Source organism: Agarilytica rhodophyticola (assembly GCF_002157225.2).
GTDB classification, from domain to species: Bacteria; Pseudomonadota; Gammaproteobacteria; order Pseudomonadales; family Cellvibrionaceae; genus Agarilytica; species Agarilytica rhodophyticola.
In genome coordinates, this window is the sequence record NZ_CP020038.1 from 4,493,024 (window position 1) to 4,516,540 (window position 23,517).

A 23,517-nucleotide genomic window follows, 5' to 3' on the forward strand; every position below is an offset into this window, starting at 1 on the left:
GCAATCGAAGAGGAAATTATCTGCCTGCAGCCCGATAATAGCAATCATCTAGCGGCAATAAAGGCAGTAAGCTTCCGTAAGATAAGCTCCCCTCCAAGAAAAATAGGCGACAAAGCACAATATTACGAGCCAACAACCACCTAAACACAAATCATACAAGGCTGCGCTCTATGCCTATTTCGCGCGTATGTTACATAGGTTTTAGCCATTGAAAGCTAATAGACATCCTTAAAAATGCATAAAACAGAGACTGTGGGCATAGCTTTTGCTGAAGTAATTGTAAGAGTTTATGAGAGCTACTGTCTCAGAGCATAATCAAGGGGCTACTGGCAGGTGCAATTCAAACCGTATTAGCAGGCTCTCATTTAATCTATCCGAGTTCAAACTATCCTAGGAGAGTGTGCATCGTGGGGAATCAAACTAATTCATCATCACAATTCGATCGAGTTCACCAAGGCAATGAGAAGCTGCTAAGAGCGTTATTAGATGCACAACAAGAACATGCCAAACTCACAATTTATTTAAACAACAGCCCACAGATTCACCACAGCGTACTATTAGGTTTTAATTATTACGAAAATTCAATACTCATTGACGGCTTACACCCGCCTGTCTGTCATAAGGTACTCAAGTCTCTTGAGAGTTCACCGTTCTGGTTACAATTAAAAACTGGCGAAGAGTTTTTAAACCTCCAATGTGAGATCGCTGATAATCTCTACGATTTATATACTCTCAGACTTTTAGATCACAGGTTTAGCAACAACCAACGGTGGTTTTCCCGTATCTACTTTGAGAACAGGCGCGGGCCAAAAATTTCAGTGACTGTACCCCACCAAATCCCCATTGTTGGGTATATCAAGAACTTGAGTGCACATGGTGCACTGGCCGAATTTTATGGCCCAGATATTAGGCCTATGTTGGCAAATATTGAGCGTTGTCAATGTTATCTGGAATTCAATAAAGCATTTCGCATGCAGCTTAAATGTGAAATAAGGAGAGTGAGTTTTGAACGCAGTCCATCCTGTCACTCACTTATACGTTTTACTATCGCCTCACACGATAATAAATATTTTGTCCAACTCGATAGTTTTATCAATGCGCTAAAAGAAGATAGCAGTTGCTATAGCCTCTGCACACAATCACCAAAAACCTATAATAATTATATAAACTCGAAAGAAACTCGAACATATAAAGCAAGAAATCACGTATTTTAATGTCGGTTAATGTTACTGGAACTACTCTCTAAAAGATTTTTTTGTGTTTTCTTTGACAAGCTCACTAACGCTTTTTCATATGACCAGCAAATTAATTCTTTTAAAAAGTGCTCATCAACGGCTTGTACGTTGATTATTGTCACCCAGTGATAACGATGCATATAACGGGCGGGTTTGATACCAGGCTGATCGGTAAGGCCTAGATACAAATCAGGATCAACACGTATGCTAAATCGCCATTGTTCCGGTGCACTTGTCTTAAAATAGGCGAATTTTTTTTATCCACTCGAAAAACTAACACATTAGACGGGTGTCCCGTATTCTGCTCTAAAACTCCTTGGAAGGCTCGGCAATACTGTTTTGTTTGTTCCACATCCATAGTTAAATATATCGTCGATCAAAGATCGTATACCTTATTTTTTAAGCGATGATTTGACCACATATTACTATTAATAGGGCAAAATTGCTTTCTATGTTTTCTTGAGTCATAGCGTAAAGTAGGAAAACCTTAACCTACAGATTAATCACATAGTTGTGAAAGAACTATTTGATTGCCAGGTTAATAGATCAATGTACAATAGCAGCTTTTAAATATAGGTAACCCTGTGAAAGATAGCGATAAACTTTTCACCCAGCAACTGTTGGAGAAAGATCGGCAGTACGTATGGCACCCCTATTCTCGTGTTAATAGCGATATGCCGCTATTTCCTGTGGCTTCAGCAAAAGGGTGTTACCTAAACCTACATTCAGGTGAAAAACTCTTCGACGGCATGTCGTCCTGGTGGAGCACCATTCATGGCTACAACCACCCCCGTTTAAACCAAGCCTTACATCAACAAATCGACACTATGTCGCATGTTATGTTTGGTGGACTCACACATCAACCTGCCGTTGACTTAGCCGTTAGACTCACCCAGTTAACACCAGCAGGTTTAGATAAGGTTTTTCTCTGCGACTCAGGTTCTGTCGCAGTGGAAGTTGCCCTCAAAATGGCAATTCAATATTGGAATTCACAAGGGCAACAACGCAGTCACTTTTTAACAATTAAGAATGGTTATCACGGTGATACCTTTGGTGCAATGTCAGTATGTGATCCAGTAACGGGAATGCATCAGTTATTTTCTGGATTCTTGCAAGAAAATATTTTTGCTGAAGCGCCACAATGTGGCTTCGAACAAACCTGGGACGATAGCTTTTTTGAAAATTTTTTACACAAGGCACAGGCACACAAGGATTCAATTGCTGCTGTCATTCTTGAGCCAATTGTACAAGGCACTGGCGGTATGCGATTCTACTCACCTAACTTTCTTAAAAAAGTACGGCAGCTGTGCGATGACTATGGAATATTATTAATTGCCGATGAAATTGCTACCGGCTTTGGCCGTGCAGGAAAATTATTCGCCTGCGAATATGCCGATATTTCGCCTGATATTATGTGCTTGGGCAAAGCTTTAACCGGAGGGTATATGAGCATGGCTGCCACTTTATGCAATAGCACTGTGGCAAATATTATCAGTCAGGGGGAAGCTGGTGTTTTTATGCACGGCCCTACCTTTATGGCGAACCCTTTGGCATGTTCTGTGGCTAACGCAAGCATTACGCTATTGCTAGAAAATAATTGGCAACAACAAGTTATGAATATTTCTCGCTGGCTAAAAGAAGGATTAAGCACCTGCGAAGATTTTAAATGTGTGAATAATGTTAGAGTATTGGGTGCAATTGGTGTAGTGGAATTACACCAGCCTGTAGACATGAAAAAGATCCAGCCACTTTTTGTTAAACATGGTATTTGGCTGCGTCCTTTTGGGAAATTAATTTATACGATGCCGCCATTTATCTCAACGCAAGATGATATTACTATGCTAACCTCCAAAATTGAGGCGGTGCTCAGAGAGTGTTACTCATAACTAAAAAATCAACTACGAAAAACACGCTTAAAATGCAGCGCTAAAGCTTGAGGCTATATTCTGCCGTTACGGTTCTTCCTTGGCTGGAATATTCCAAGGAAGAGCATAAGTCATAGAGTAAGGGCAAACCTCTACCATGAGAATCTTCATTTTCAGCTAGTCGCTTCATAGTATGCTCAAAATCAAACCCCTTACCACTGTCGGTAATTTTTAATATTATCGAATTAGAATCACTCTTACAAAAGCAAAACTCCAAGTCAATAAAATCCTCTTTTCCAACCTTCTCCAGATTTTCTTTTCTCAATTTATAATATTGACTAAATCCATCAGCAGTATCTTTTAAACTAGACTTTAAACCTAGAACTCCGTGCTCAAGTGAATTACTGTATAACTCACTAACAATAGTAAAAATCTTCTCTCTATGTAACTCAACACCCTGGATTCCACCTACGAAAACCATAAGCTGATCAACAATACTATTAATTCTTAGTTCTTCGCCCTGTAATTTCATGGAAAAATTCCAAGCAAAAGCTTCGGACGAATTATCTCGCTCTAATATATCTATTTTTTCTTGTGTTTTCTTATCTACATGAACAGGCTTATCGATAGTAATCTCAATAAGTGATATGTCATCACTTTGGCCATCACCACTTTGATAATCATGTACTTCATCAATAAGAATCTGCATGCAATTGTCTTTATCTTGTCTGACAATTGCTTCTATACGCTCAAGACCAAACTCCTCGTCTTTCTCGTTAGTGGCTTCATTAATACCGTCACTATAAATATAAATTCTTTCCCCTTGAGTCACTTCAATAGAGAGCGGCGTTTCATCAAATTCCTCCTCTTTAAGTATGCCAAGGGGCATATGCTCCGAGGGGACTTTAATGATTTCGCGCTCAGCATTGTTTAAGACTCTTAGCACATCATTCATACCGCCGGCCCAAAGTGATAAGGTTTTCCCTTTACTATCAAGATAGGTAATAGCACAGCAAAAAAACATGTTTCCAGGCAAAAGATCAACCAGAGATTTATTGATCTCTTTAGCAAACAAACCAATATTCACCTGTTGCTCAGACAAGCGATAGAAAATCTCTGTTACCGGCAATGTACCGATCGAGGCAGCTAATCCATGACCAGTAAAATCTCCAACTAAATTATAAATACCACCCGTTGGAGAGGGAGCTTCCAAAATAATATCACCGTTAAACATGGACATAGGTGACGTATATTTTTTTACATTTAAGCAGTCTGTTTTAACTCTATTACCACCGCGCTCGAAGATCCGCTCAACAATAAGATGTTCTCGATCCATGACTTTCTTATGATACTGCAACCTTTCATTCGCTTTTTCTAAATTTCGATAAATTTCCTGAGTTCGAGCGTGGGCTTTAATTTTTGCCAGAAGTATACTTTCATTAATGGGTTTAGGTACAAAATCGTCACCACCAGCGTCGAGGCACTTTGCTAAAACTTCGCTATCATCAAGTGCTGTGACAAAAATAATAGGCACTAGTTTTTCGCCATATTCCTCTTTTATAATACGTGTTGCCTCAATGCCGTCCATGACAGGCATAGTGACATCCATGAGAATAAGATTAATATCAGAGTCATTGCGAGCCTGTTCGCAGGCTTCTTCTCCATTTTCTGCGTAGACAACATCATAACCTTCATCTTCTAGTATAAAAGATAACAGCTCGCGATTATATTCATGGTCATCGACAACGAGAAGCTTCATAATTTGACTCTTACGTATTAAGAAATATCAAACTTTTTATCAAACCTTGAAATACTAAAGATCTTCTTAATTTGATCATTGGTATTTATTAATTTCATTTTAGCGCCTAGGTCATCGAAATGATTTTTAGCATTTATCAACATACCAAGTGCGGAGCTATCAATATAACGTGTATTTCTAAAATCAATAACAATAAACTTATTTCTAACGTTCTCTAAACTTTCATAACTACGCCGAAAGGGATCAACTGACTCAAAGTCAAAACGTTCATCTAAAACTACCGACATATGATTATCATTACTACGTTCAACTTGAATAGGCAAAATAACCCCTCCTCAGATTAACTAAGGTTTCATATATTTAAAGAAAATGTGATCAGGAACTTTGTTAAAATAGATCAACATCGTCTCCCGTATTAGCCACCAACCCAGAGAGCGCAGGTTTAAATTCTTCCGTATTATCGAGCTCTGATATCGAGGCTAACAGTGCTGCATGCGCATTATTATGACCTGTTATGGTGGTGCGGTACTTGGTCAACACCTCTGTGAGATGTTCCGTCGTTGCTATAATTTGTTCGGCAAATTGAGAAACTCTGTCGGCAGACTGCAACGCAGTGACCGCACGAGCCACTTCATTTTTTATTTCTTCTCCAATTTCAGCGCCTCGGACAACACTCTCGGAAACCTTTGAATTTACCGACTCCAATTCATTTAACATGCCGTCTAAGTGTCCTCTCGCGTCTATAGCAATATTCATATCAAGAGATGCGATTTCACCTACTACTTTTTCGACATTTGTTACTGTTTCTTTAGCTGTTTCCGCTTTTTTACGAATTTGCTCGTTTAAGTCATTTGAGTCTTGAGAAAGCTTACGAACCTCATCGGCAACAACAGCGAAGCCTCGGCCTGCTTCACCAGCTCTCGCAGCTTCAATCGCAGCATTAAGAGCCAACAGGTTAGTCTGATCAGCAATGCCACGTATGTCGTTAATTAGGCCAAACATACCATCTAGATGGGTCACCATATCTTGGATGTTGTGAACGGCTTGCACACTTTTTTGGCTTATATCGACAAATAAACTGACATAGTCATCTAATATGGTGCCAACTTCCTTGGCAAAACCTTTAAGGGAGACGTTATTTGGATCAGATCCATCAGGTGTCAGCTGGTTAGCGATGCCCATCATTAAGTCTTTGCCTGCTTTTGCAGAATCGGTAAGGCCTTGGAAACTTGCATGCAAACGAATACTTGAGTCTTCTGCCAGATGACGAATTTCTTTAGACATACCATCCACTTCGTCAAACAAGGGAGATAAGGTTCCGTCTATTTTTTCCGTACTGCTTTTTAAAGAGGTATGGGTGGTATAGTCAATATCCTCGTTACTACTGTCACCCTGGTTGGTGCGAAGTAGAATAAAGGCAGCTACAGCCACTAACACCAGCATAGTGGCGTAAGCGATGAAGAGGGAGTCCGCCCAATATGAGATACCAATTCCAGCCAGGGCTATACCTAACAGCACACCAATATTCGACAAAAAACTACTCACTCACCACCCCGAAGATACGATAACAGCATAAGTCACACACACTTATAGACTAGTCGCGTATGTCTCGCTTCGCCAGTTAACATCTCAAGCTCGGATAGATTGAAATATGTGCCAAAACACATCATAAACAACTGCGACTTGGTTAGTCACCGCAGGTTTAAGGGAAATAATTACTAAGGATAGCTAAAAATGATTTGACGCTCCCCGAAAATACTAGCGATTTTAAAGGAGCGTTAATTTAGAAAATAAAAGTTAACAAACAAATGGCTATTGATGGATAGATGTTGCCATCACGATAGTGCGCCAATTCCCACCGCTTTTTTAACTTTGGCCAGCAAGGGTCTGGCATGCTCACGAGCTTTTTCAGCGCCGGCTTTTAGAATCTTCTCAATTGCAGCAGGATCATCCATTAAGCTGTTGTAGCGCTCTCTAGGTTCACTCAATTCTGCATCGATTAATTCAAATAGCTGTTTTTTCGCTTCGCCCCATGCAATCCCGTTAGCAAATTCTTTGCGCATATAGTCGGTTTGGGATGTATCGGCAAAGGCCTCCCAAATCTGAAAAACCGTTGAATCGCTTGTATCTTTAGGCTCGCCGGGTTCAAGTAAATTCGTTTTAATTTTATTAATATGCTTTTTGAGCTGCTTTTGGCCTAAAAAAAGAGGAATAGTATTATTGTAACTTTTACTCATTTTACGGCCATCTAAACCATTTAGCAGAGCAACACTATCATCAACCACTGTTTCTGGAAGCTTAAAAACTTCCCCGTAAGTATGATTGAAGCGTTGTGCAATATCTCGGGCAATTTCCAAGTGTTGCGTTTGGTCTCGACCGACAGGCACCTTATCTGCATTGAACATAAGAATATCAGCAGCCATTAACACCGGATAGCTAAACAGCCCCATGGTAATACCAAAGTCAGCATCTTCCCCATTATTAGCATTGTTATCAACCGCATCTTTATAAGCATGGGCACGATTCATCAAACCTTTAGCAGTCATACAAGTGAGAATCCAACACAATTCACTGATTTCTGGAACATCGGATTGACGATAAAAAACCGTTTTATCAGGGTCGAGGCCTAGAGCTAGCCAAGTGGCTGCAATTTCTTTAGTGGATTGATTAATTTGCTCAGGCTGCTGGCACTTGATCAAGGCATGCAAGTCAGCAAGAAACAAAAATGACTCCACATTGTCATTTTTACTCGATGCAATTGCTGGTCGAATAGCACCCACATAATTCCCCAGATGCGGCGTACCTGTGGTAGTAATGCCTGTTAAAATTCGTTCTTTTGTCATTTATTCACCCATGATCCGTAATTCACTAGAGCAAAACGCTAGTGCAGGCATAATACCTTTCCACAACACTATTGGAAATGCATAGGCCGCAATTTCCAATAGTGCTGCCATCAAACAATGGGGACTTTGTTATGACATGCCATGGCAGCAACTTACTATGGCTAAACTCATGCACTGTTCACTAAACTGGCAAACAGTTGCTCATATTCTGTCGCTAAGTTATCCATATAAAATCTACTCACATCGGCATGAGGAATATTTTCAGACGCAAGAAAATATTGAACTTTTTGTGCCATGGATTGCGCCTCTACTGTAAGGTCACTATCACTGGCATAGCGGTAACGATCATCAAACATCTCACAATATGCCAAGCGATCAGGAACAATGGGGATACATTCTCGGGCGACAGCCTCTAATACAGAGAGCCCTTGAAAATCATGCTCAGCAGTGGAGAGCACGAAATGGCTCTGCTCAAGAAGCTGGTGGTACTCCTTAATATCCTTAAGATAGCCCCACTGCCCCAACCAACCGCGCTTGGATAACTCGGCTTTGATCTTTTCAAACTCCGGAGGAACTTGCCTAAAACTTTGCCCAACTACATGTAAAGTCAACGCGGTTTGCGCAGGCATTGCTTGTATAAAAGCCAGCAGCCGTTGACAGCCCTTGTCATATTCCCAGCGATGGTTCCATACTAACTGATATTGTTTTTGCCCGTGATTAGTTAGCATGTTAAGGCTTCTATTATTAGCCGGCATTTTATTAACCGAGCTGGTGTTAATCGATCTTGGATTAACCAACCCTGGATTAACCAATATGGTGCCTCGGTAAGCAATTGGCACTGCTAACACGCTGGATTTTTTCTCTAACTTAACAAGCAAATTCGGTGGTACAGCATCAGGGAATCTTTTTAATAGTTGTTTTAATCCGCTAAAAAAAGAATCACGATTGTAACAACTATTAAAGCTCAGATGATTAGCCGCCAAGCTGCTGTATATTTGCACCATGATCGGCTCAATGTTTTGACGCTGTTCGGCTTTATTAGACAATGGATAGGCAACTTGATTCTCATGAAAGTACAATAGTGTAGGAATAGCCGCCAGAGAGGGCAATAAACCTCTTAGAGTAGCGAGATCCGTCATGGACGTGGCGATGCAAAGATCATACTCCTGCTGCAAGACGTGCTGCTGTTGCTGCGACCAAGTCAGGCTATTGCTGCGAATACGCCAATTAAAATAGCGGGCGGGCAAGGTGAGCACAGTCCAGTTATAGCCACTAAAATGCGCTTTTAATAAACGCCACCAATATTGGTGGCTATTGGCATCATAAGGAGATAAAAGAAGGATTTTCACTTCTTATGTTAGTCGATCAAAGAAAAATCATTCAAAACTACAACAAAATGCTTATCGATTCTCGCTTTGCGCCCTTAGGATATAGGCATCAAAACCAGCTTGGCAGAGTAAGTGTGCGGCAATATCTGCGCGGCTACCAGCATCATCAGGCACCACATAAGCACACGACTTCGCCAACTCATTAATCGATGAGCGCAAACGCGCAAGGGGAACGTTAATGCTACCTGGAACATGATTCATTCTGTATTCCATAGGCATTTTAACATCGAGCATTTTATGCGGCTTACCTAGTGTTCCAAGCTCATCTTGCTCAACATATTGCAAGACAGGCTCTTTTAAAAGCGCCTCAAAATCTTGTGCGTCGAGTTTTTTTAAGTGGCCAGATTCAGTCATAGTAATCGTGGCATTTCTCGGCGTATTACCAAGTAGAGCTTCTTCGCCAAAATAACTTCCGGGTTCTAATACCACATCCACACTCTCGGAGCGATTTGTCACCCTGGCACGACCGGAGGCTAACACATAGAAGAAGTCGCCCTTTTCACCCTCTTTAATCACGACCTCTTTAGCTTCAGCGGGCACATCCTTGAAGCGCAAAAATAAATCTTGTACTTGTGTTAAGGGAATTTTTGTAAATAAGGGGGATTGCAACAGTGAGGACATCCAGTCGGTAGCATCATGATCGGCAATATTGCTAACCTCAATCTCACCTGTCACCATTTCAGTGTCGTCGCTTTCATTGGCGTAGGCAGCAGATTCCCGCCAAGAAACAATACGATCGAGCATTTCCAACTCTATGGTGAAAGCTTCAACGCCTGACTTAGCAATACAGGAACACACCGTTGGCGACTCAAGATTTAGCGCATTAGTCACTTTAGCGGTATTAGCTTCTACAGGAGTGGATTCGAAACGAGCATCGATAAGATCAACCCGCCCTGAAATCAAATAGTAACGTTCCGCTACAGAGCGGTTGCGTTTAAATAACATATCACCTTTATTGAAAGTCTTGAGGGATATGTGTTTGAGCGCATCCTCGAGATATTTGTCCTCTATTTCACTAAACGGAACAAATTTCTTAAGTGCATTAATATCCAATGTCAACAACCTCTTGTCTAATCGACGTTATTATGAAACTAAAATTAACAAAACAGATAAGACTCCTTCAATTGCAATAATATCCATACATCTAAGACGCTATTTATTTTACCCCGATATTGCGACTTTTTCAGCGTTATAAAAGCGACTCAATAGACGGTGTAGATAATTAATATCATCTTTTCCAGCTAATTCCCTAATTGAGTGCATGGCAAAGGTGGCAACACCGAGGTCTAGAGTTTTTATACCTATTTGTGAAGATGTTAAAGGCCCAATAGTACTACCACATCGCATATCAGCCCGCGTAACATAAGTTTGCACTGGCACTTTCGGTTCCATGCTAGCTAGTTGCTTGACAAAAGCAGCACTGTGAGACGAAGTCGCATAGCTTTGATTAGCGTCGAACTTAAGTACGGGCCCAGCATTCAGCTGTGGGCCATGATTTTCATCGTGTCTATTCACATAATTGGGGTGAATTCCATGGGCATTATCTACCGACAGCATCAACGAGCGTCTTATTGCCACTTGGCGCTCTTGCTCTTGGGGATAAAGCCGGGCGAGTAGATCTTTTACAACAGTCCCTAGTGCTCCGATGTCCGATTGGCTACCTACTTCTTCATGGTCATTACATACCATAATAGATGTATATTGATTGTCCGCATTGGCAAGGGCATGCATACCAACAAAGCTGCTTAACAAATTATCAAGCCTGGCACTGGCAAGAAACTCTTGGTGAAGACCAATGGTATTAGCTCCTTGTGTATCATAAAAACTCAAGTCAAAATCTAATACTTCTTTAGCATCGCTGATACCATCCTCATGCAGCTTTTCAAGTAGCATTGTGCGCAAAGAAAAATCGTTACTCCCTTGGAACAAAATAGGATTCATATCTGTTTGAGGATTAATGCTGCGCTTTTTATTCGCTTCACGATCTAGATGTATCGCTAAGCTTGGTATGACGGCAATGGGATCACGATAATTAATACAAGTACAGGTCAATTCGCCACTATCTCGTAAGAAACACACTTTACCAGCTAAAGACAAATCACGATCAAACCAAGGGTTAAGTAAGGCGCCACCGTATACCTCAATGCCCAACTGCTGATAGCCTTTGATATTTTTTTCAGGCTGAGGCTTTAGCTTGATACAGGGACTATCGGTATGGGCACCAACTAAGCGAATACCTTTACTTACTGAATTATCTAAGCCCCAAACAAAGCCCACAATGGTAGAATCTGAACGCACAAAATAGTAACGCTGGCCTAGCGTCAAATCCCAGAATTCATCTTCTTTTAACTCAGAAAAACCCTTATCTACAAGCATTTGCGCTATTTGAGCGGTCGCATGATAAGGTGTTGGAGACGCATTTAAAAAGTCTATTAAGGCATCACGAATATATTGTTCACTCATTCAATCAATCGCTCTTAAATGATTAACACTATAAGAATAGCTCCGAGTATTATCCGATATATAACAAATGGCATCATGCCCAAACGGTTAATAAAGCTCAAAAAATAGTAAATACAAAGATAAGCACTGACGGCTGACACAGCAATACCAATAAAGATGCTTTGCCAGTCAACGGCGCTTTGCTCTACTAAACCAATACCTTTATAAGCGCCACTGATCAAAATAATAGGAATAGAAAGTAGAAATGAAAAACGCGCAGCATCTGTTCTTGAAAACCCAAGAAATAAAGCTGCTGTGATAGTAATACCTGAGCGCGAAGTACCGGGAATTAGTGCTAAAGCTTGGGCAAAACCAACCACCAAAGCAGCCGTGAGCGTCATCGATACCAGTGTTTTATTCGCCCTATCCGATCGCTTGTCAGCCAAAGCCAAGAGAATACCAAAGACTATGGTAGTTGCAGCGATGACGCTAATGGAACGCAAATGCGCCTCAATAATATCGTTCATCAGCAAGCCAAAAAGACAGGCGGGCACGGTGGCCAAGGCAATCATCCACGCCAAACGCCCATCGTCATTCAAACCTTTGCCCACGAGTGACAACGACCAGCCGGATAATAAATCGAGTACATCTTTCCGAAAATAGACGATAACCGCCATTAACGTTCCCACATGTACAGCCACATCAAATGCTAATCCCTGATCAGGCCAGCCGAGAACTTCCTTGGGCAAGATTAAGTGGGCTGAACTAGAGATAGGCAAGAATTCTGTAATACCTTGAATCAAGGCAAGGATAATAACGTGAATAAGATCCATGGTTTAATCAAATCCTGATTAAATGGGTTGCTCTTTTCGAATGCGTGTTCGTTTCACCCAGGTGACTTCGTTACGTAAATATAAAGGCTCAATACTGGCAGCACTGAACTCTGATAAAGGCTTTTGATGATGCTGATACTGCTCAACCAAATCGAGCATAGCTGCCGCATTTGGTAACAATTTTGAATCACAAACCTCTACATTAACTGCGTTAGGCACCAGCCAACCATGGCCGGCACCAATACAAGAAGTATCGAGCTGCTGTATATATGTATTCAGCTCATCAATACTGCTGACTCTAGGACGCAACACTTCACTAATAGTATCGATACCATAAACATATGCCGCCCAATAAACCTCATCCATTCGGGCATCAAGGCAGGGCAAGATAATCGTCCCATGATCTGGTTTGCCACTAGTAGATTGAGTACTGGCGATAGCACGCCAAGCCAATGTTTCAAGAGAGGAAAAGCCGATAACGGGTAGCTTTGCACCATAGGCCAAGCCTTGCACAACACCGATACCGATACGTATTCCGGTAAACGACCCCGGCCCAAGAGAAACCACTATGGCCTGGAGCTCAGGCAATGAAATACCAGCCTCAGACAGGATATTATCTACCATCGGCAATAGCACATTAGCATGGGATTTTGGCGTCTCGCAGACATCAGCCAGGCGCTGCCCGTCAACACAAAGCGCCACAGAACAATGCTCTGTTGACGCGTCAATTGCCAATATTCGGTTGAGGCTATCCATGATATTTAACTAGCAATACTTAAGGAGTATATGCCCGTCATGTGAGCACTATGATTTGAGTGCTTCTACAACTTTTGTACGGATTTCATCGAGGGCACCAACACCACCCACCTGACGGAAAACAATACCTTCAGCATTTTTGTAGTACTCAACTAAAGGTTCAGTTTGTGTGTGATAGATATCTAAACGATTGCGAACAGTTTCTTCTTTGTCATCGTCACGTAATATAAGAGGTTCACCAGTCTCGTCGTCAATGCCTTCTTCACGTGGCGGATTATGAACAATATGATAAACCCGTCCAGATGCTTCATGCATACGCCGCCCACTTAAGCGAGAGATGATTTCTTCGTCTTCGACAAAAATTTCCAGTACATGATCAATAGGAATACCTGAAGCTGTTAATGCTTCGGCTTGAGGAAGAGTGCGAGGAAAGCCGTCGAACAAGAACCCGTCTTTGCAATCGTCTTGAGCAATTCGCTCTTTGACCAAGTCAATCATAAGGTCGTCGGACACCAATGCTCCTGAAGCCATAACATCCTTAACTTTAAGGCCCAGCGGAGTCCCAGCCTTAACTGCAGCTCTGAGCATGTCTCCTGTGGAGATCTGCGGAATGCCAAAAGCTTCCATAATAAACTTAGCCTGGGTTCCTTTACCGGCTCCGGGAGCTCCTAACAAAATTACACGCATGAAAATTCCTCTAATTATATATATTTAGCACTGATAACGGATGTTAGGCGAACTGACGATGCCAGCTCGATTTTCGTCTGTAACATATGGGCGGCATACGATACACATCCAACAGAGGATAAACAAGGATTTACTTAGGGCCTAAGACCAATAGTGTATGCTAACAGGATCGATCATAACGTTTTCGCAACGTAACTTAGTTGTAAGTTAGGTAACAATATCTAAAGTTTACTTGTACGGCGGGCGCTCTCTACACAAAAACTATACGGCTCGATCAGCCAGCTTACTCACTGTCTTTCGCTAGCTGCCAAAAGCCTTCGAGCTCCTCGGCGCTGTATTGGCTTTTACCTTGCGCCCCCATCTGCTTATGTACTTGATTGAAGCGTCGCTCAAATTTACTGTTAGCCACCCTCATGAGGGCTTCAGGGTCTTGCCCTAAATGGCGAGCAAGATTGACACAGCTGAACATTACATCGCCTAACTCATTAGCTATTTCAGCACTGTCTTGTTTAGCCATGGCCTCTTGCAACTCATCCACTTCTTCTTTGATTTTATCCAACACCTGCTCGCTACAGGCCCAATCAAAGCCTACTTTTGCTGCACGTTTTTGTAACTTTACGCCTCGTGTTAGCGCTGGTAAGGATCTTGGAACATCGTCGAAAATACCACCACTGCCCTTATTTTTTCGTTCTTGTTGCTTGATCGCTTCCCATGAGGCGTTAATGCTCGTATCGTCCGCCACCTGCCCTGCTTCACGTTTGCTTTCCAGTGTGCCCTGTGGAAAAACATGAGGGTGGCGACGAATCAATTTTGCTGTCAGTTCGTCGACAACATCGGCAAAAGAAAAACGGTTTTCTTCATTGGCAAGCTGCCCGTAAAAGATGACTTGAAAGAGTAAATCCCCTAGTTCTTCTTTTAAATGCTGATAATCTTCTCGCTCAATGGCATCGACAACTTCATAAGCTTCCTCCACTGTAGAAGGCGTGATAGACAAATAATCTTGCTTAATATCCCATGGGCAACCGGTATCAGGGTCACGCAGACGTTGCATAAGGTATAGAAGATCCTCAAGACTATAAGAGCGTGTTGACATAATGCTGATTACCTAGCAATGAAAGTATTTGAAATGAAGGCACTTGAAGTAGAAGTGCCTAAAGATAGCAGTGGCTGGAAACAAAATATAAGGGGCAGCACAACTTATCCATCGCGCCTAACTGATGAAATATTAGGCAACTGATTAAGCTTGGCAAATACTCGGCTCAAGGTTCCCAAATCCGCAATTTCGATGGTGAGCTTCATGTCCACAGTATTACGCTCCTTATTGGACTGGGAAAGCATGGAGGTTACGTTAACTTTCTCGCGGTCGAGCAAAGTAGAAACATCGCGCAGCAAACCGTGACGGTCGAAGGCCTCAATCTGAATCACCACAGCATATAAGCTATTAGGTTTTTCCGCCCAATCTACTGCGATAATGCGCTCTGGTTCTTCGTTCTGCCGCTGCAGTATGCTAGGGCAATCCTTACGATGAATAGAGACGCCTCGACCAACAGTGATATAACCTGAAATACTATCGCCAGGTATCGGCTTACAGCACTGGGCTAGATGAGATAATAGATTACCAACACCGTTGATATAGACTTCTGCATCATTATCTTCAACCGAAGCACGCCCCACTAGTGAACTCACTGTGCGCGAAGTATCATTATCGCTAATCAAGCGCTGGGCGGCCCCAATAGCCTTTTCTACACTCATATCCGCAGTCCCTACTGCGGCATAGAGATCTTCTAAGCTTTTCAAGTTGAGTTTTTTAGCGAGTGCTTCATAGTCGAGAGATTTTACCGCTAAACGCTTAAATTCATGATCAAGCATGGCCCGTCCGTCGGCAACATTTTGATCCCAATCCTGCTCTTTAAACCATTGGTGCAGACGGCTTCGACCTTTGGAAGTGGTGACATAACCTAAAGCAGGGTTGAGCCAATCACGACTGGGAGAAGCGCGTTTACCGGTTAATACTTCAACCTGATCCGCAGTCTTCAAAGCATGATTAAGCGGCACAATACGGCCATTAACTTTAGCGCCACGGCAGTGAATACCGACATCTGAGTGTATGCGAAAGGCAAAATCTACCGGTGTGGCATTTTCAGGAAGATCCACCACATGCCCATCTGGCGTAAACACGTAGATACGATCCTGAGCAATGCCTTTTGGCATCTCATCTTCCCACGGACTGCCACCAACTTCATCATGCCATTCAAGCACCTGTCGCAGCCACTCGATCTTCTTCTCATAGCTGTCGCGACTATCACTGCCATTATCACTGTCTGTATCTTTGTAGCGCCAGTGGGCACAAACACCGAACTCGGCTTCCTCATGCATTTGGTGTGTACGTATTTGAATTTCCAATACACGGTTATAAGGACCAACCACGGCGGTGTGTAAGGAACGATAGCCATTCTCTTTAGGGTTGGCGATATAATCGTCAAACTCATGAGGGATATTGCGCCACAACGCATGTATAAGGCCCAAAACGGCATAGCAATCACGCTCAGAGCCCACTAATACTCGCACGGCACGGATATCATATACTTCGGAGAAGCCAATATTTTTACGGTGCATTTTGCGCCAAATACTATAGATATGCTTTGCGCGACCATAAACTTCTGCTTCGATACTATCCTGCCGTAGTTTGCCCTGAATAATATCAATTACATCTTCAATGTAAGTCTGCCGATTAAGGCGTTTCTCATCCAGAAGCTTGGCAATATACTTGTAGTCATAGGGCTTGAGATAGCGAAACGCAAGGTCTTCTAATTCCCACTTGATATGGCCTATACCGAGCCGGTGAGCCAGCGGTGCATATATGTCCGACACTTCTTTTGCGACTTTTTTACGCTTATCTACCGCAGCCTTTTTCACCGCGCGGATAGCACAGGTTCGCTCGGCAAGTTTAATCAGCGCAATACGCACATCATCGACCATAGCGACAAGCATCTTACGTACATTCTCGGCTTGCTCTTGCGTTTGCAGTCCAAATACCGCCTCATCGGTGTGATTAGAGATAGCGCTAATAGAGGCCATCTTCTGCACACCATCGATGAGGCTAACTACTGTGTCCCCTATCTGTTCGGCAAAATCACTTACTTCAACTTTATTCTCACGCACACTGCGATATAAAATTGCCGCTGCAAGGGTGTATTTATCCATTTGCAGGTCGGCCAAAATTTCCGCCATTTCCAAGCCAGCTGAGTAAGTCGTATAACCTTCTCCCCAACCAGTAAGATTATTGCCCTCTTCACGCTCAACTTGGTTAGCGATATTGCACGCTTTCTCTAGGATCGGCTTAGCGGAATCATCTAAATGAGAGGTCGAACAAATCTTGTCCAACCAGCTAGAAATATCTAATGCACCATGCACATCAAGTGGACGGTCTTCGCGAACTTTAACCATGCTATCGCCTAGGTTTTAATTATCGTAGAACAAGTACTTAAGGGTTAAAAACTCCAGAAGATAAATAGCGATCACCTCGGTCACAGACAATCGCCACGATAACCGCACCCTCAACTTCTTGAGCGATGTCCAACGCTGCAGCAATCGAGCCACCTGAAGAGACACCACAAAAAATTCCTTCCTTTTGTGCCATAGCACGCATTGTATTTTCAGCCTTGTCCTGACTCATGTTAACGACACGATCAATATTACTATCGTCAAAAATACCGGGCATATACTCTTTTGGCCAACGTCTAATACCTGGGATACGCGCACCGTCTTCAGGCTGCAAACCAACAACTTGGATGTCGGGGTTTTTCTCTTTAAGAAAGCGGGAAGTACCAACAATAGTGCCAGTTGTTCCCATAGAACTGACAAAATGTGTAATCTCTCCCTGGGTTTGCTGCCATAGCTCTGGCCCTGTGCCATGATAGTGTGCAAGTGGATTATCACCATTACCAAATTGATCCAGTACCCGGCCTTTACCTTGGCGCTCCATTTCCTTGGCGAGATCTCGCGCCCCTTCCATACCTTCTTCTTTACTAACCAAAATAAGTTCAGCACCGTAAGCAATCATGGCAGCTTTACGTTCTTCGGTAGAATTATCCGGCATAATTAAAGTCATTTTGTAACCTTTAATGGCAGCAGCCATCGCTAGCGCGATTCCCGTATTACCACTAGTGGCTTCGATCAAGCGATCACCAGACTTAAGGTCTCCACGGGCTTCTGCACGCAAAATCATTGACAGTGCGGGGCGATCTTTGACCGAGCCGGCGGGGTTATTACCTTCTAATTTCGCCAAAATAGTATTGCGCTCAGTACCTGGCAGACGCTGCAATCTCACCAGGGGAGTATTGCCAATAAAAGATTCGATTGTCGGAAAATTCATGTAAGACTTGTTTGCTCCATTATAATTGTTATAGCAGCAGTACCATTGAGGCAGTTATCATCCATAGCGCTTAATTTGCCAGCTACAGTGAACAACTACGTATTTATTTTATTGTTGCCTAATTTCAGCTATAGGCATAGCTTAACAGTAAAGAGTTTCAATGCGGGTTTGTATGCAAATCAACCTCGCTCGACTCAAAGACAGATACTAACTACTACCATAATCGTTATTCTAACAGCTAAATAAATTCCTTCGTTAATAGATTAGCGAATAAAACTACTTCTTTAAGTGCTAAAACAATGCTCTGGTCAACTATCAACCAAGCGACATTGAGCACACCACATCATCAACTAAGTAACGAGCTATACGATTTAGAGACAAACATTATCGTCAGGCGTTCCGTCCACATACAGGCCCTAGATCTCCAACTGTTTTCTGCTTGACTATGAATGCCAAATAACAGCTTGATATCGATAATGGTGATAAAGCGATAGATAGTTATAAACAATGATAGTATGAGAATAACAACACCAGCAACGATTATAGTGTTTTCTATAAAAAAAGCGGTTTTAAGGTACTACTCATTATTTGTCATGCAACCATGACAACAAAGATGTTACATAGAATCTACCTGCTATAACTAAGCTAAATAATATATTAGATGACACTCATCTCATCTAATAAACATTTAAGCCTATTCAGGCCCTCGTTAGACTTCAATCAATCATTAACCTGTGATAGATTTATTCGCCAATAGTTTGTACTTATTGATAAGTTTTATCTAAAGTAAAGTGCTTTGTACTTATTGACCTTGTGACAGTAGCACTCTTCCGCGATGAAAGGTTGGTGTATTAATTGTAACGGTATAGATTTTAACAAGTAAGTAGCTGCTGAGAATCAAACAGCTAGGAATAGTAAATAAATATAAAGGAATAAATATGCTTATCGATAAAAAGTTGATGAATAAACATCTCTTTTTGCTCGGTTTTTTACCACCATTAGTAAGCTGTATTGTCACCGTATTGATATCGTTAGTGCTTTACAACCTTCTCTACGAAAGAGAAAATTCGCGCCAAAAAAACTTCATCAAGTCGATCTACAATAATATTCAGCTACAAGATAAAGACGCCTTTAATCTTATTTCTGATGCCCTCTTGGTTTCAGGCGCTTATTATTCTATTACTCTTTTTGATTCTGATAAAACATTAATTGCTTCGCGAGGTACACCTGTTAACTCTGAGCAAATCAATCATATTTCTATCGATGATGGTCAAACAGTAAATCTAGGGGATAAACTATTTTTTTCCATTCCAGTTAATTATTTTGATGGTAAACAACATTTCTCGGGCAAACTGCTTATTGGGAGATCGTCCCACAACGATACAATTTGGCTTTATCAGTGCTTTATTTATCTCGTCATTTTATGTGTATGCATCCTAGTACTTATTAATTTTCTAACCAAAAAATTTAGAGAACAATTGTTACGACCAACTCAAATAGTGTCAGAAAATATTCGCCAATTACGCCAAAAAAACTACGGGCACAGCACCATAGAAAATGGGACAAGTATATTCTCACCGCTGATAAATGAAATTAATCAATTATCCAAAGAACTTGATATATCAAATCAAGATTTAAAAAACACCATTGATCAATCGATAACGGAATTGCGAGAAACATTAGAAACAGTAGAAATACAAAATATTGAAATTGATCTTGCCCGTAAAAATGCAGTTAAAGCTAACCAGGCTAAATCTGAATTTTTAGCCAGTACAAGTCATGAAATCCGCACGCCGCTTAATGGTATTATTGGCTTTGCAAACTTACTTCGCAAAACTCAAATCAACGATAAACAGCGAGAATATATTGACACAATAGAAGAGTCAGCCAATATATTGCTACTTAATATTAACGACATCTTAGACTATTCGCGTTTGGAAATTGGCAAACTAAACCTTGACTATAAACCAGTTGACATACGAAGCATTGTCGAAGAGACCCAAGGGTTTGTACTGACCAACAATACCGAGTGCCACACCCAGCTGCCAATAAACTTTAGCTACAACACGCCCCTTAAATTACTTGGCGACCCACTTCGAGTTAAGCAGGTTTACAACAATTTACTTATTAATGCGATTGATCTATGCCCAACAAATAGTATTGCCACACATGTGGATATTGAAGATCGCGATGACAATCAAGTCACATTAAAAATCACAATTACAGCCAAAGGACAATTTAAAGATAATCAAAGGCTCGCAGACGCTCAAAAAATACTGATCGCGCCTTCGCCTGATAACGAACAGCTTACCAGTAAAAATCATATGGGACTCATTATCGCTAAGGGCCTGGTCAATCGTATGTATGGCGAAATTGCTCTAGTGATAAAACCCCATGAGGCTTCATTTTGCTTCACTCTCCTTCTAGGACAACCTAATACAGATAACAACGAAGCTGATGTGGGAGAAAGATTTCATAACAAAATATTAGTAGTTGACGACAATCCCTCTAATCGCCGCTTGGTATGCGAACTACTGGCGGACATAGGCGTAGAAACCGAAAGTGCCAGCTCTGGAGAGCAGGCTATAGAACTATGCCAACAGGAATCATTTTCACTGATATTGATGGATATCCAAATGCCAGGGCTCGATGGCTTTGAAACTACCAAATGTCTTCGAGATATGGAAACCAACGGTGCTCGCACCCCTATTGTGGCGCTCACAGCCCACGCTGTAGAGGAAGAAAAGTCCACACTATTGAAATCAGGAATGGATGATTTTTTAAGTAAGCCCATTGGAGAGACTGAGCTTAAAGAGCTTATGTCTAGGTGGACAAAATATTCACCAGAACAGAAGCCTCAAACACATGAAGCGCCAACAACGATTGAACACCAGCCAGAACAGGAGCTTAAGAGCATACCTGCGAGCAATGGCGCACAACCGGTCAATATATCAAAGTGCCTAGAGCTGGCCAAAAACAAGCATGATCTTGCCAAGGACATGTTAGAAATGCTCCTTGATTCATTAACAAATGAAGTGACGGAAATAGAAAAATATTGGCAAAATAAAGATTATGACTCCTTGCATCAAGTGGTACATAGAATCCATGGTGGAGCCTGTTACAGCGGTGTCCCAAAACTATTGGAGTCGAGTGCACTACTGGATAAAACGTTGAAAGATAAACACTACGATGTGTGCGAGCCACAGCTAAATTGCCTTATGACTCACTGCCGAGACCTAATCAAGTGGCACGACTCCCATGATTTAGATGTGTTATTCTCTGAGTAACATTTGTAGCGCGGTAGTTGTTTTGGGCAGACCCCATCTACCGCACTCACTCTTTTACTTATTTAATTTTGCTTGCTTAACTTTACTTACCTCACTTTACTTACTTAAGTGTGCAATGAGCTTTTGAGCAGCCAATGCCGAACTGGCCGGGTTCTGTCCGGTTATGATCAGGCCATCCTGAATGGCAAAGGCATTCCAGTCCTCAACTTTCTGATAATCTCCACCTTTGTTAACCAGTTCATCTTCCACCAGAAATGGCACTATATCAGTTAGCGCAACAGCGGCTTCTTCAGTATTACTAAAACCGGTGACTGCACGACCTTTGACAACTGGATTACCAGCACTATCATTAACATTGAGAAATACTGCACTGGCATGACAAACCGCACCAACAGGTTTATCGGTTAGTAAAAATTGGCTAATCAAGTTAATAGAGTCTTTATTTACAGCAAGGTCCCACAGCGGCCCATGACCACCTGGATAAAATACCGCATCATAATCAGCAGCATTTATCTGTGCTAAGGGCATTGTTGATGCTAATTTATCTTTTGCAGCACTGTCGTCATCAAAGCGACGTGTTGCATCAGTTTGGAAATCAGGTAATTCGCTCTTAGGATCAATAGGTGGTTGACCGCCTGCTGGAGAAGCCAAAACAATCTCAGCACCAGCGTCTAAAAAAGTATAATAAGGCGCAGCAAATTCCTCTACCCAAAAGCCTGTTTTCTCTCCTGTACTGCCAAGCTCATTATGGGAGGTCAACACCATAAGTATTTTTTTCGCTACCATATCGATATTCTCCAGTGATTAGATGTATCAATATTATAGGGAGTCAAAATAAACAGACAATCATGACTTTTTCTACTATTGTGTATCAATTATTAATACAATAGGCAAAATTCACCATGTAAGATCCATAAATGAAAGCGACGTTAGAACAGGCGAGGAGTATGCTGGTGTTTGCTCAAGTTATCGAGCAAGGTAACTTTAATGCAGCCGCCAAACAATTAGGGTTAACACGAGCTGTCGTCAGTTATCATGTTAAAAAGTTAGAATCGCGCTTGGGTATAAAGCTACTTAATAGATCCACAAGAGTGCTGACACTAACTGAGGCAGGAAAAATATACTATGAAAGTTGCCACATCATCACAGAACAAATGATGATGGTGCAACAAAAGATCGACAGCCTAAGAAGCGAGCCCGAAGGCAAACTAACGATTACGTGTCCGGTAAACGCAGGCCTGCAACTGATTGTGCCTTCACTCAATACCTTTAGAAATCTATACCCCAAAATACAACTAGATCTACAATTAACAGATGATGTAGTTAATATTATGCAAGAGGGTATTGATTTGGCGATTCGTGGAGCGCCGCTAATGGATTCCGGTTTGCAGGCCAAACATTTAGCAAGTCTGACAACAAGTTTATATGGTGCGCCCTCTTACTTTAGAAAACACGACAGACCAAAACAGCCCACGGATCTTAACAATCACCAATGGGTGATATACAAATTAGGCTCCAACCAGCTAGAACTAACTAAAGGTGAACGTTCCTACAGCATCAAAGTAGAAGGGGCAGTATCTACCAACAATGCCGCAGCAAGAACTGCCTTTGTCGAGGGTGGCCACGGATTAGCTCGCATCCCCGACTACGACGCCACCCCCAAAGTAAAAAGCGGAACCTTAGAAAAAATACTCGATGATTATGCGTTACCATCAATTGAAGTTTACGCTGTGTTCCCACCGGGAACCGCCTCGTCTAAAAAACTGCGACTACTGCTAGATTTTTTGCAAGACTATTTAAGACGTATTTATTAAGATTAGAGCGTATTAACATTTATCTAACTAGTCTTAATACAATCGCTTAGGGTTAACATCTAAGGTTCTATTAAGTACCTAAGGCTGAGTCTAAAGGGTTACCTATATCATGAGGAGAATTCACTAGTGTTGTGTTAATTCGCTTCTTACTCTTTTAATCTGGCAATAATGATTACAAGGAAAGCGCCTTAAAGATTCACGCATCATTCTTTGAATACGTATTTTATTAACGA

At 41.8% G+C, this 23,517-nt stretch carries 18 protein-coding genes and 1 pseudogene; 4 read left to right on the forward strand and 15 right to left on the reverse strand.

The window, feature by feature from the left end:
* Nucleotides 1-407 precede the first annotated feature (407 nt).
* A complete protein-coding gene (locus BVC89_RS18730) occupies nucleotides 408-1,214 on the forward strand; it encodes a hypothetical protein (protein ID WP_086932660.1) in 807 nt (268 codons plus the stop codon).
* On the opposite strand, the pseudogene BVC89_RS30755 reads toward BVC89_RS18730, so the two are convergent.
* Nucleotides 1,211-1,480 (reverse strand): annotated as a pseudogene (locus tag BVC89_RS30755) (MmcQ/YjbR family DNA-binding protein); the annotation flags it as partial. The gene BVC89_RS18730 and the pseudogene BVC89_RS30755 overlap by 4 nt on opposite strands.
* Before the next feature lie 339 nt (nucleotides 1,481-1,819).
* Between BVC89_RS30755 and bioA the strand changes: the two are divergent.
* Entirely contained in the window at nucleotides 1,820-3,121 is a 1,302-nt protein-coding gene (gene bioA, locus BVC89_RS18740; RefSeq protein WP_216825008.1) for an adenosylmethionine--8-amino-7-oxononanoate transaminase, read from the forward strand.
* 40 nt (nucleotides 3,122-3,161) lie between these two features.
* Here bioA and BVC89_RS18745 read toward each other — a convergent pair whose 3' ends face one another.
* From BVC89_RS18745 to cysM, 13 genes are all read right to left on the reverse strand, one after another.
* Complete coding sequence (locus tag BVC89_RS18745) at nucleotides 3,162-4,859, reverse strand: ATP-binding SpoIIE family protein phosphatase (protein ID WP_086932662.1); 1,698 nt, start codon at nucleotides 4,857-4,859, stop codon at nucleotides 3,162-3,164.
* 17 nt (nucleotides 4,860-4,876) lie between these two features.
* Complete coding sequence (locus BVC89_RS18750; RefSeq protein ID WP_342752190.1) at nucleotides 4,877-5,182, reverse strand: STAS domain-containing protein; 306 nt, start codon at nucleotides 5,180-5,182, stop codon at nucleotides 4,877-4,879.
* A 64-nt stretch (nucleotides 5,183-5,246) separates the two neighbouring features.
* On the reverse strand, nucleotides 5,247-6,404 hold the full coding sequence (locus tag BVC89_RS30600; RefSeq protein ID WP_281260966.1) for a methyl-accepting chemotaxis protein: 1,158 nt from the start codon (nucleotides 6,402-6,404) through the stop codon (nucleotides 5,247-5,249).
* A gap of 290 nt (nucleotides 6,405-6,694) precedes the next feature.
* A complete protein-coding gene (locus BVC89_RS18760; RefSeq protein ID WP_086932663.1) occupies nucleotides 6,695-7,702 on the reverse strand; it encodes a tryptophan--tRNA ligase in 1,008 nt (335 codons plus the stop codon).
* Nucleotides 7,703-7,869: 167 nt separating this feature from the next.
* The gene (locus BVC89_RS18765; RefSeq protein WP_086932664.1) at nucleotides 7,870-9,051 is read right to left on the reverse strand and encodes a tRNA-queuosine alpha-mannosyltransferase domain-containing protein; all 1,182 of its coding nucleotides are present in this window, start codon (nucleotides 9,049-9,051) and stop codon (nucleotides 7,870-7,872) included.
* A gap of 51 nt (nucleotides 9,052-9,102) precedes the next feature.
* Complete coding sequence (locus BVC89_RS18770; protein WP_245929140.1) at nucleotides 9,103-10,143, reverse strand: cyclic nucleotide-binding domain-containing protein; 1,041 nt, start codon at nucleotides 10,141-10,143, stop codon at nucleotides 9,103-9,105.
* 108 nt (nucleotides 10,144-10,251) lie between these two features.
* The gene (locus BVC89_RS18775; protein ID WP_086932666.1) at nucleotides 10,252-11,553 is read right to left on the reverse strand and encodes a M18 family aminopeptidase; all 1,302 of its coding nucleotides are present in this window, start codon (nucleotides 11,551-11,553) and stop codon (nucleotides 10,252-10,254) included.
* A gap of 14 nt (nucleotides 11,554-11,567) precedes the next feature.
* The gene (locus tag BVC89_RS18780; RefSeq protein WP_086932667.1) at nucleotides 11,568-12,365 is read right to left on the reverse strand and encodes an undecaprenyl-diphosphate phosphatase; all 798 of its coding nucleotides are present in this window, start codon (nucleotides 12,363-12,365) and stop codon (nucleotides 11,568-11,570) included.
* An 18-nt stretch (nucleotides 12,366-12,383) separates the two neighbouring features.
* Complete coding sequence (tsaB, locus tag BVC89_RS18785) at nucleotides 12,384-13,121, reverse strand: tRNA (adenosine(37)-N6)-threonylcarbamoyltransferase complex dimerization subunit type 1 TsaB (RefSeq protein WP_086932668.1); 738 nt, start codon at nucleotides 13,119-13,121, stop codon at nucleotides 12,384-12,386.
* Between the two features lie 48 nt (nucleotides 13,122-13,169).
* On the reverse strand, nucleotides 13,170-13,808 hold the full coding sequence (gene adk / locus BVC89_RS18790) for an adenylate kinase (RefSeq protein ID WP_086932669.1): 639 nt from the start codon (nucleotides 13,806-13,808) through the stop codon (nucleotides 13,170-13,172).
* 283 nt (nucleotides 13,809-14,091) lie between these two features.
* Complete coding sequence (gene mazG, locus BVC89_RS18795) at nucleotides 14,092-14,901, reverse strand: nucleoside triphosphate pyrophosphohydrolase (protein ID WP_086932670.1); 810 nt, start codon at nucleotides 14,899-14,901, stop codon at nucleotides 14,092-14,094.
* Between the two features lie 104 nt (nucleotides 14,902-15,005).
* Nucleotides 15,006-17,255: a GTP diphosphokinase gene (gene relA / locus BVC89_RS18800; RefSeq protein ID WP_086932671.1), complete on the reverse strand. Its 2,250-nt coding sequence runs from the start codon at nucleotides 17,253-17,255 to the stop codon at nucleotides 15,006-15,008.
* Nucleotides 17,256-17,292: 37 nt separating this feature from the next.
* A complete protein-coding gene (gene cysM / locus BVC89_RS18805) occupies nucleotides 17,293-18,183 on the reverse strand; it encodes a cysteine synthase CysM (RefSeq protein WP_086932672.1) in 891 nt (296 codons plus the stop codon).
* A 938-nt stretch (nucleotides 18,184-19,121) separates the two neighbouring features.
* Here cysM and BVC89_RS18810 point away from each other — a divergent pair.
* Complete coding sequence (locus BVC89_RS18810) at nucleotides 19,122-21,470, forward strand: response regulator (RefSeq protein ID WP_086932673.1); 2,349 nt, start codon at nucleotides 19,122-19,124, stop codon at nucleotides 21,468-21,470.
* A 96-nt stretch (nucleotides 21,471-21,566) separates the two neighbouring features.
* Here the strand turns inward: BVC89_RS18810 and BVC89_RS18815 are convergent, their stop codons facing one another.
* Nucleotides 21,567-22,256, reverse strand: coding sequence for a type 1 glutamine amidotransferase domain-containing protein (locus BVC89_RS18815; RefSeq protein WP_086932674.1), 690 nt, complete (start codon nucleotides 22,254-22,256; stop codon nucleotides 21,567-21,569).
* Between the two features lie 131 nt (nucleotides 22,257-22,387).
* Between BVC89_RS18815 and BVC89_RS18820 the strand changes: the two genes are divergently transcribed.
* On the forward strand, nucleotides 22,388-23,284 hold the full coding sequence (locus tag BVC89_RS18820) for a LysR family transcriptional regulator (protein WP_086932675.1): 897 nt from the start codon (nucleotides 22,388-22,390) through the stop codon (nucleotides 23,282-23,284).
* Nucleotides 23,285-23,517: the final 233 nt, after the last annotated feature.

Coding starts and splice junctions, on each gene's coding strand:
- BVC89_RS18745 (WP_086932662.1), bottom strand. CDS start 4,859: ATGAAGCTTCTCGTTGTCGATGACCATGAATATAATCGCGAGCTGTTA.
- BVC89_RS18760 (WP_086932663.1), bottom strand. CDS start 7,702: ATGACAAAAGAACGAATTTTAACAGGCATTACTACCACAGGTACGCCG.
- BVC89_RS18775 (WP_086932666.1), bottom strand. CDS start 11,553: ATGAGTGAACAATATATTCGTGATGCCTTAATAGACTTTTTAAATGCG.
- BVC89_RS18780 (WP_086932667.1), bottom strand. CDS start 12,365: ATGGATCTTATTCACGTTATTATCCTTGCCTTGATTCAAGGTATTACA.
- tsaB (WP_086932668.1), bottom strand. CDS start 13,121: ATGGATAGCCTCAACCGAATATTGGCAATTGACGCGTCAACAGAGCAT.
- adk (WP_086932669.1), bottom strand. CDS start 13,808: ATGCGTGTAATTTTGTTAGGAGCTCCCGGAGCCGGTAAAGGAACCCAG.
- mazG (WP_086932670.1), bottom strand. CDS start 14,901: ATGTCAACACGCTCTTATAGTCTTGAGGATCTTCTATACCTTATGCAA.
- relA (WP_086932671.1), bottom strand. CDS start 17,255: ATGGTTAAAGTTCGCGAAGACCGTCCACTTGATGTGCATGGTGCATTA.
- cysM (WP_086932672.1), bottom strand. CDS start 18,183: ATGAATTTTCCGACAATCGAATCTTTTATTGGCAATACTCCCCTGGTG.
- BVC89_RS18810 (WP_086932673.1), top strand. CDS start 19,122: ATGCTTATCGATAAAAAGTTGATGAATAAACATCTCTTTTTGCTCGGT.
- BVC89_RS18815 (WP_086932674.1), bottom strand. CDS start 22,256: ATGGTAGCGAAAAAAATACTTATGGTGTTGACCTCCCATAATGAGCTT.
- BVC89_RS18820 (WP_086932675.1), top strand. CDS start 22,388: ATGAAAGCGACGTTAGAACAGGCGAGGAGTATGCTGGTGTTTGCTCAA.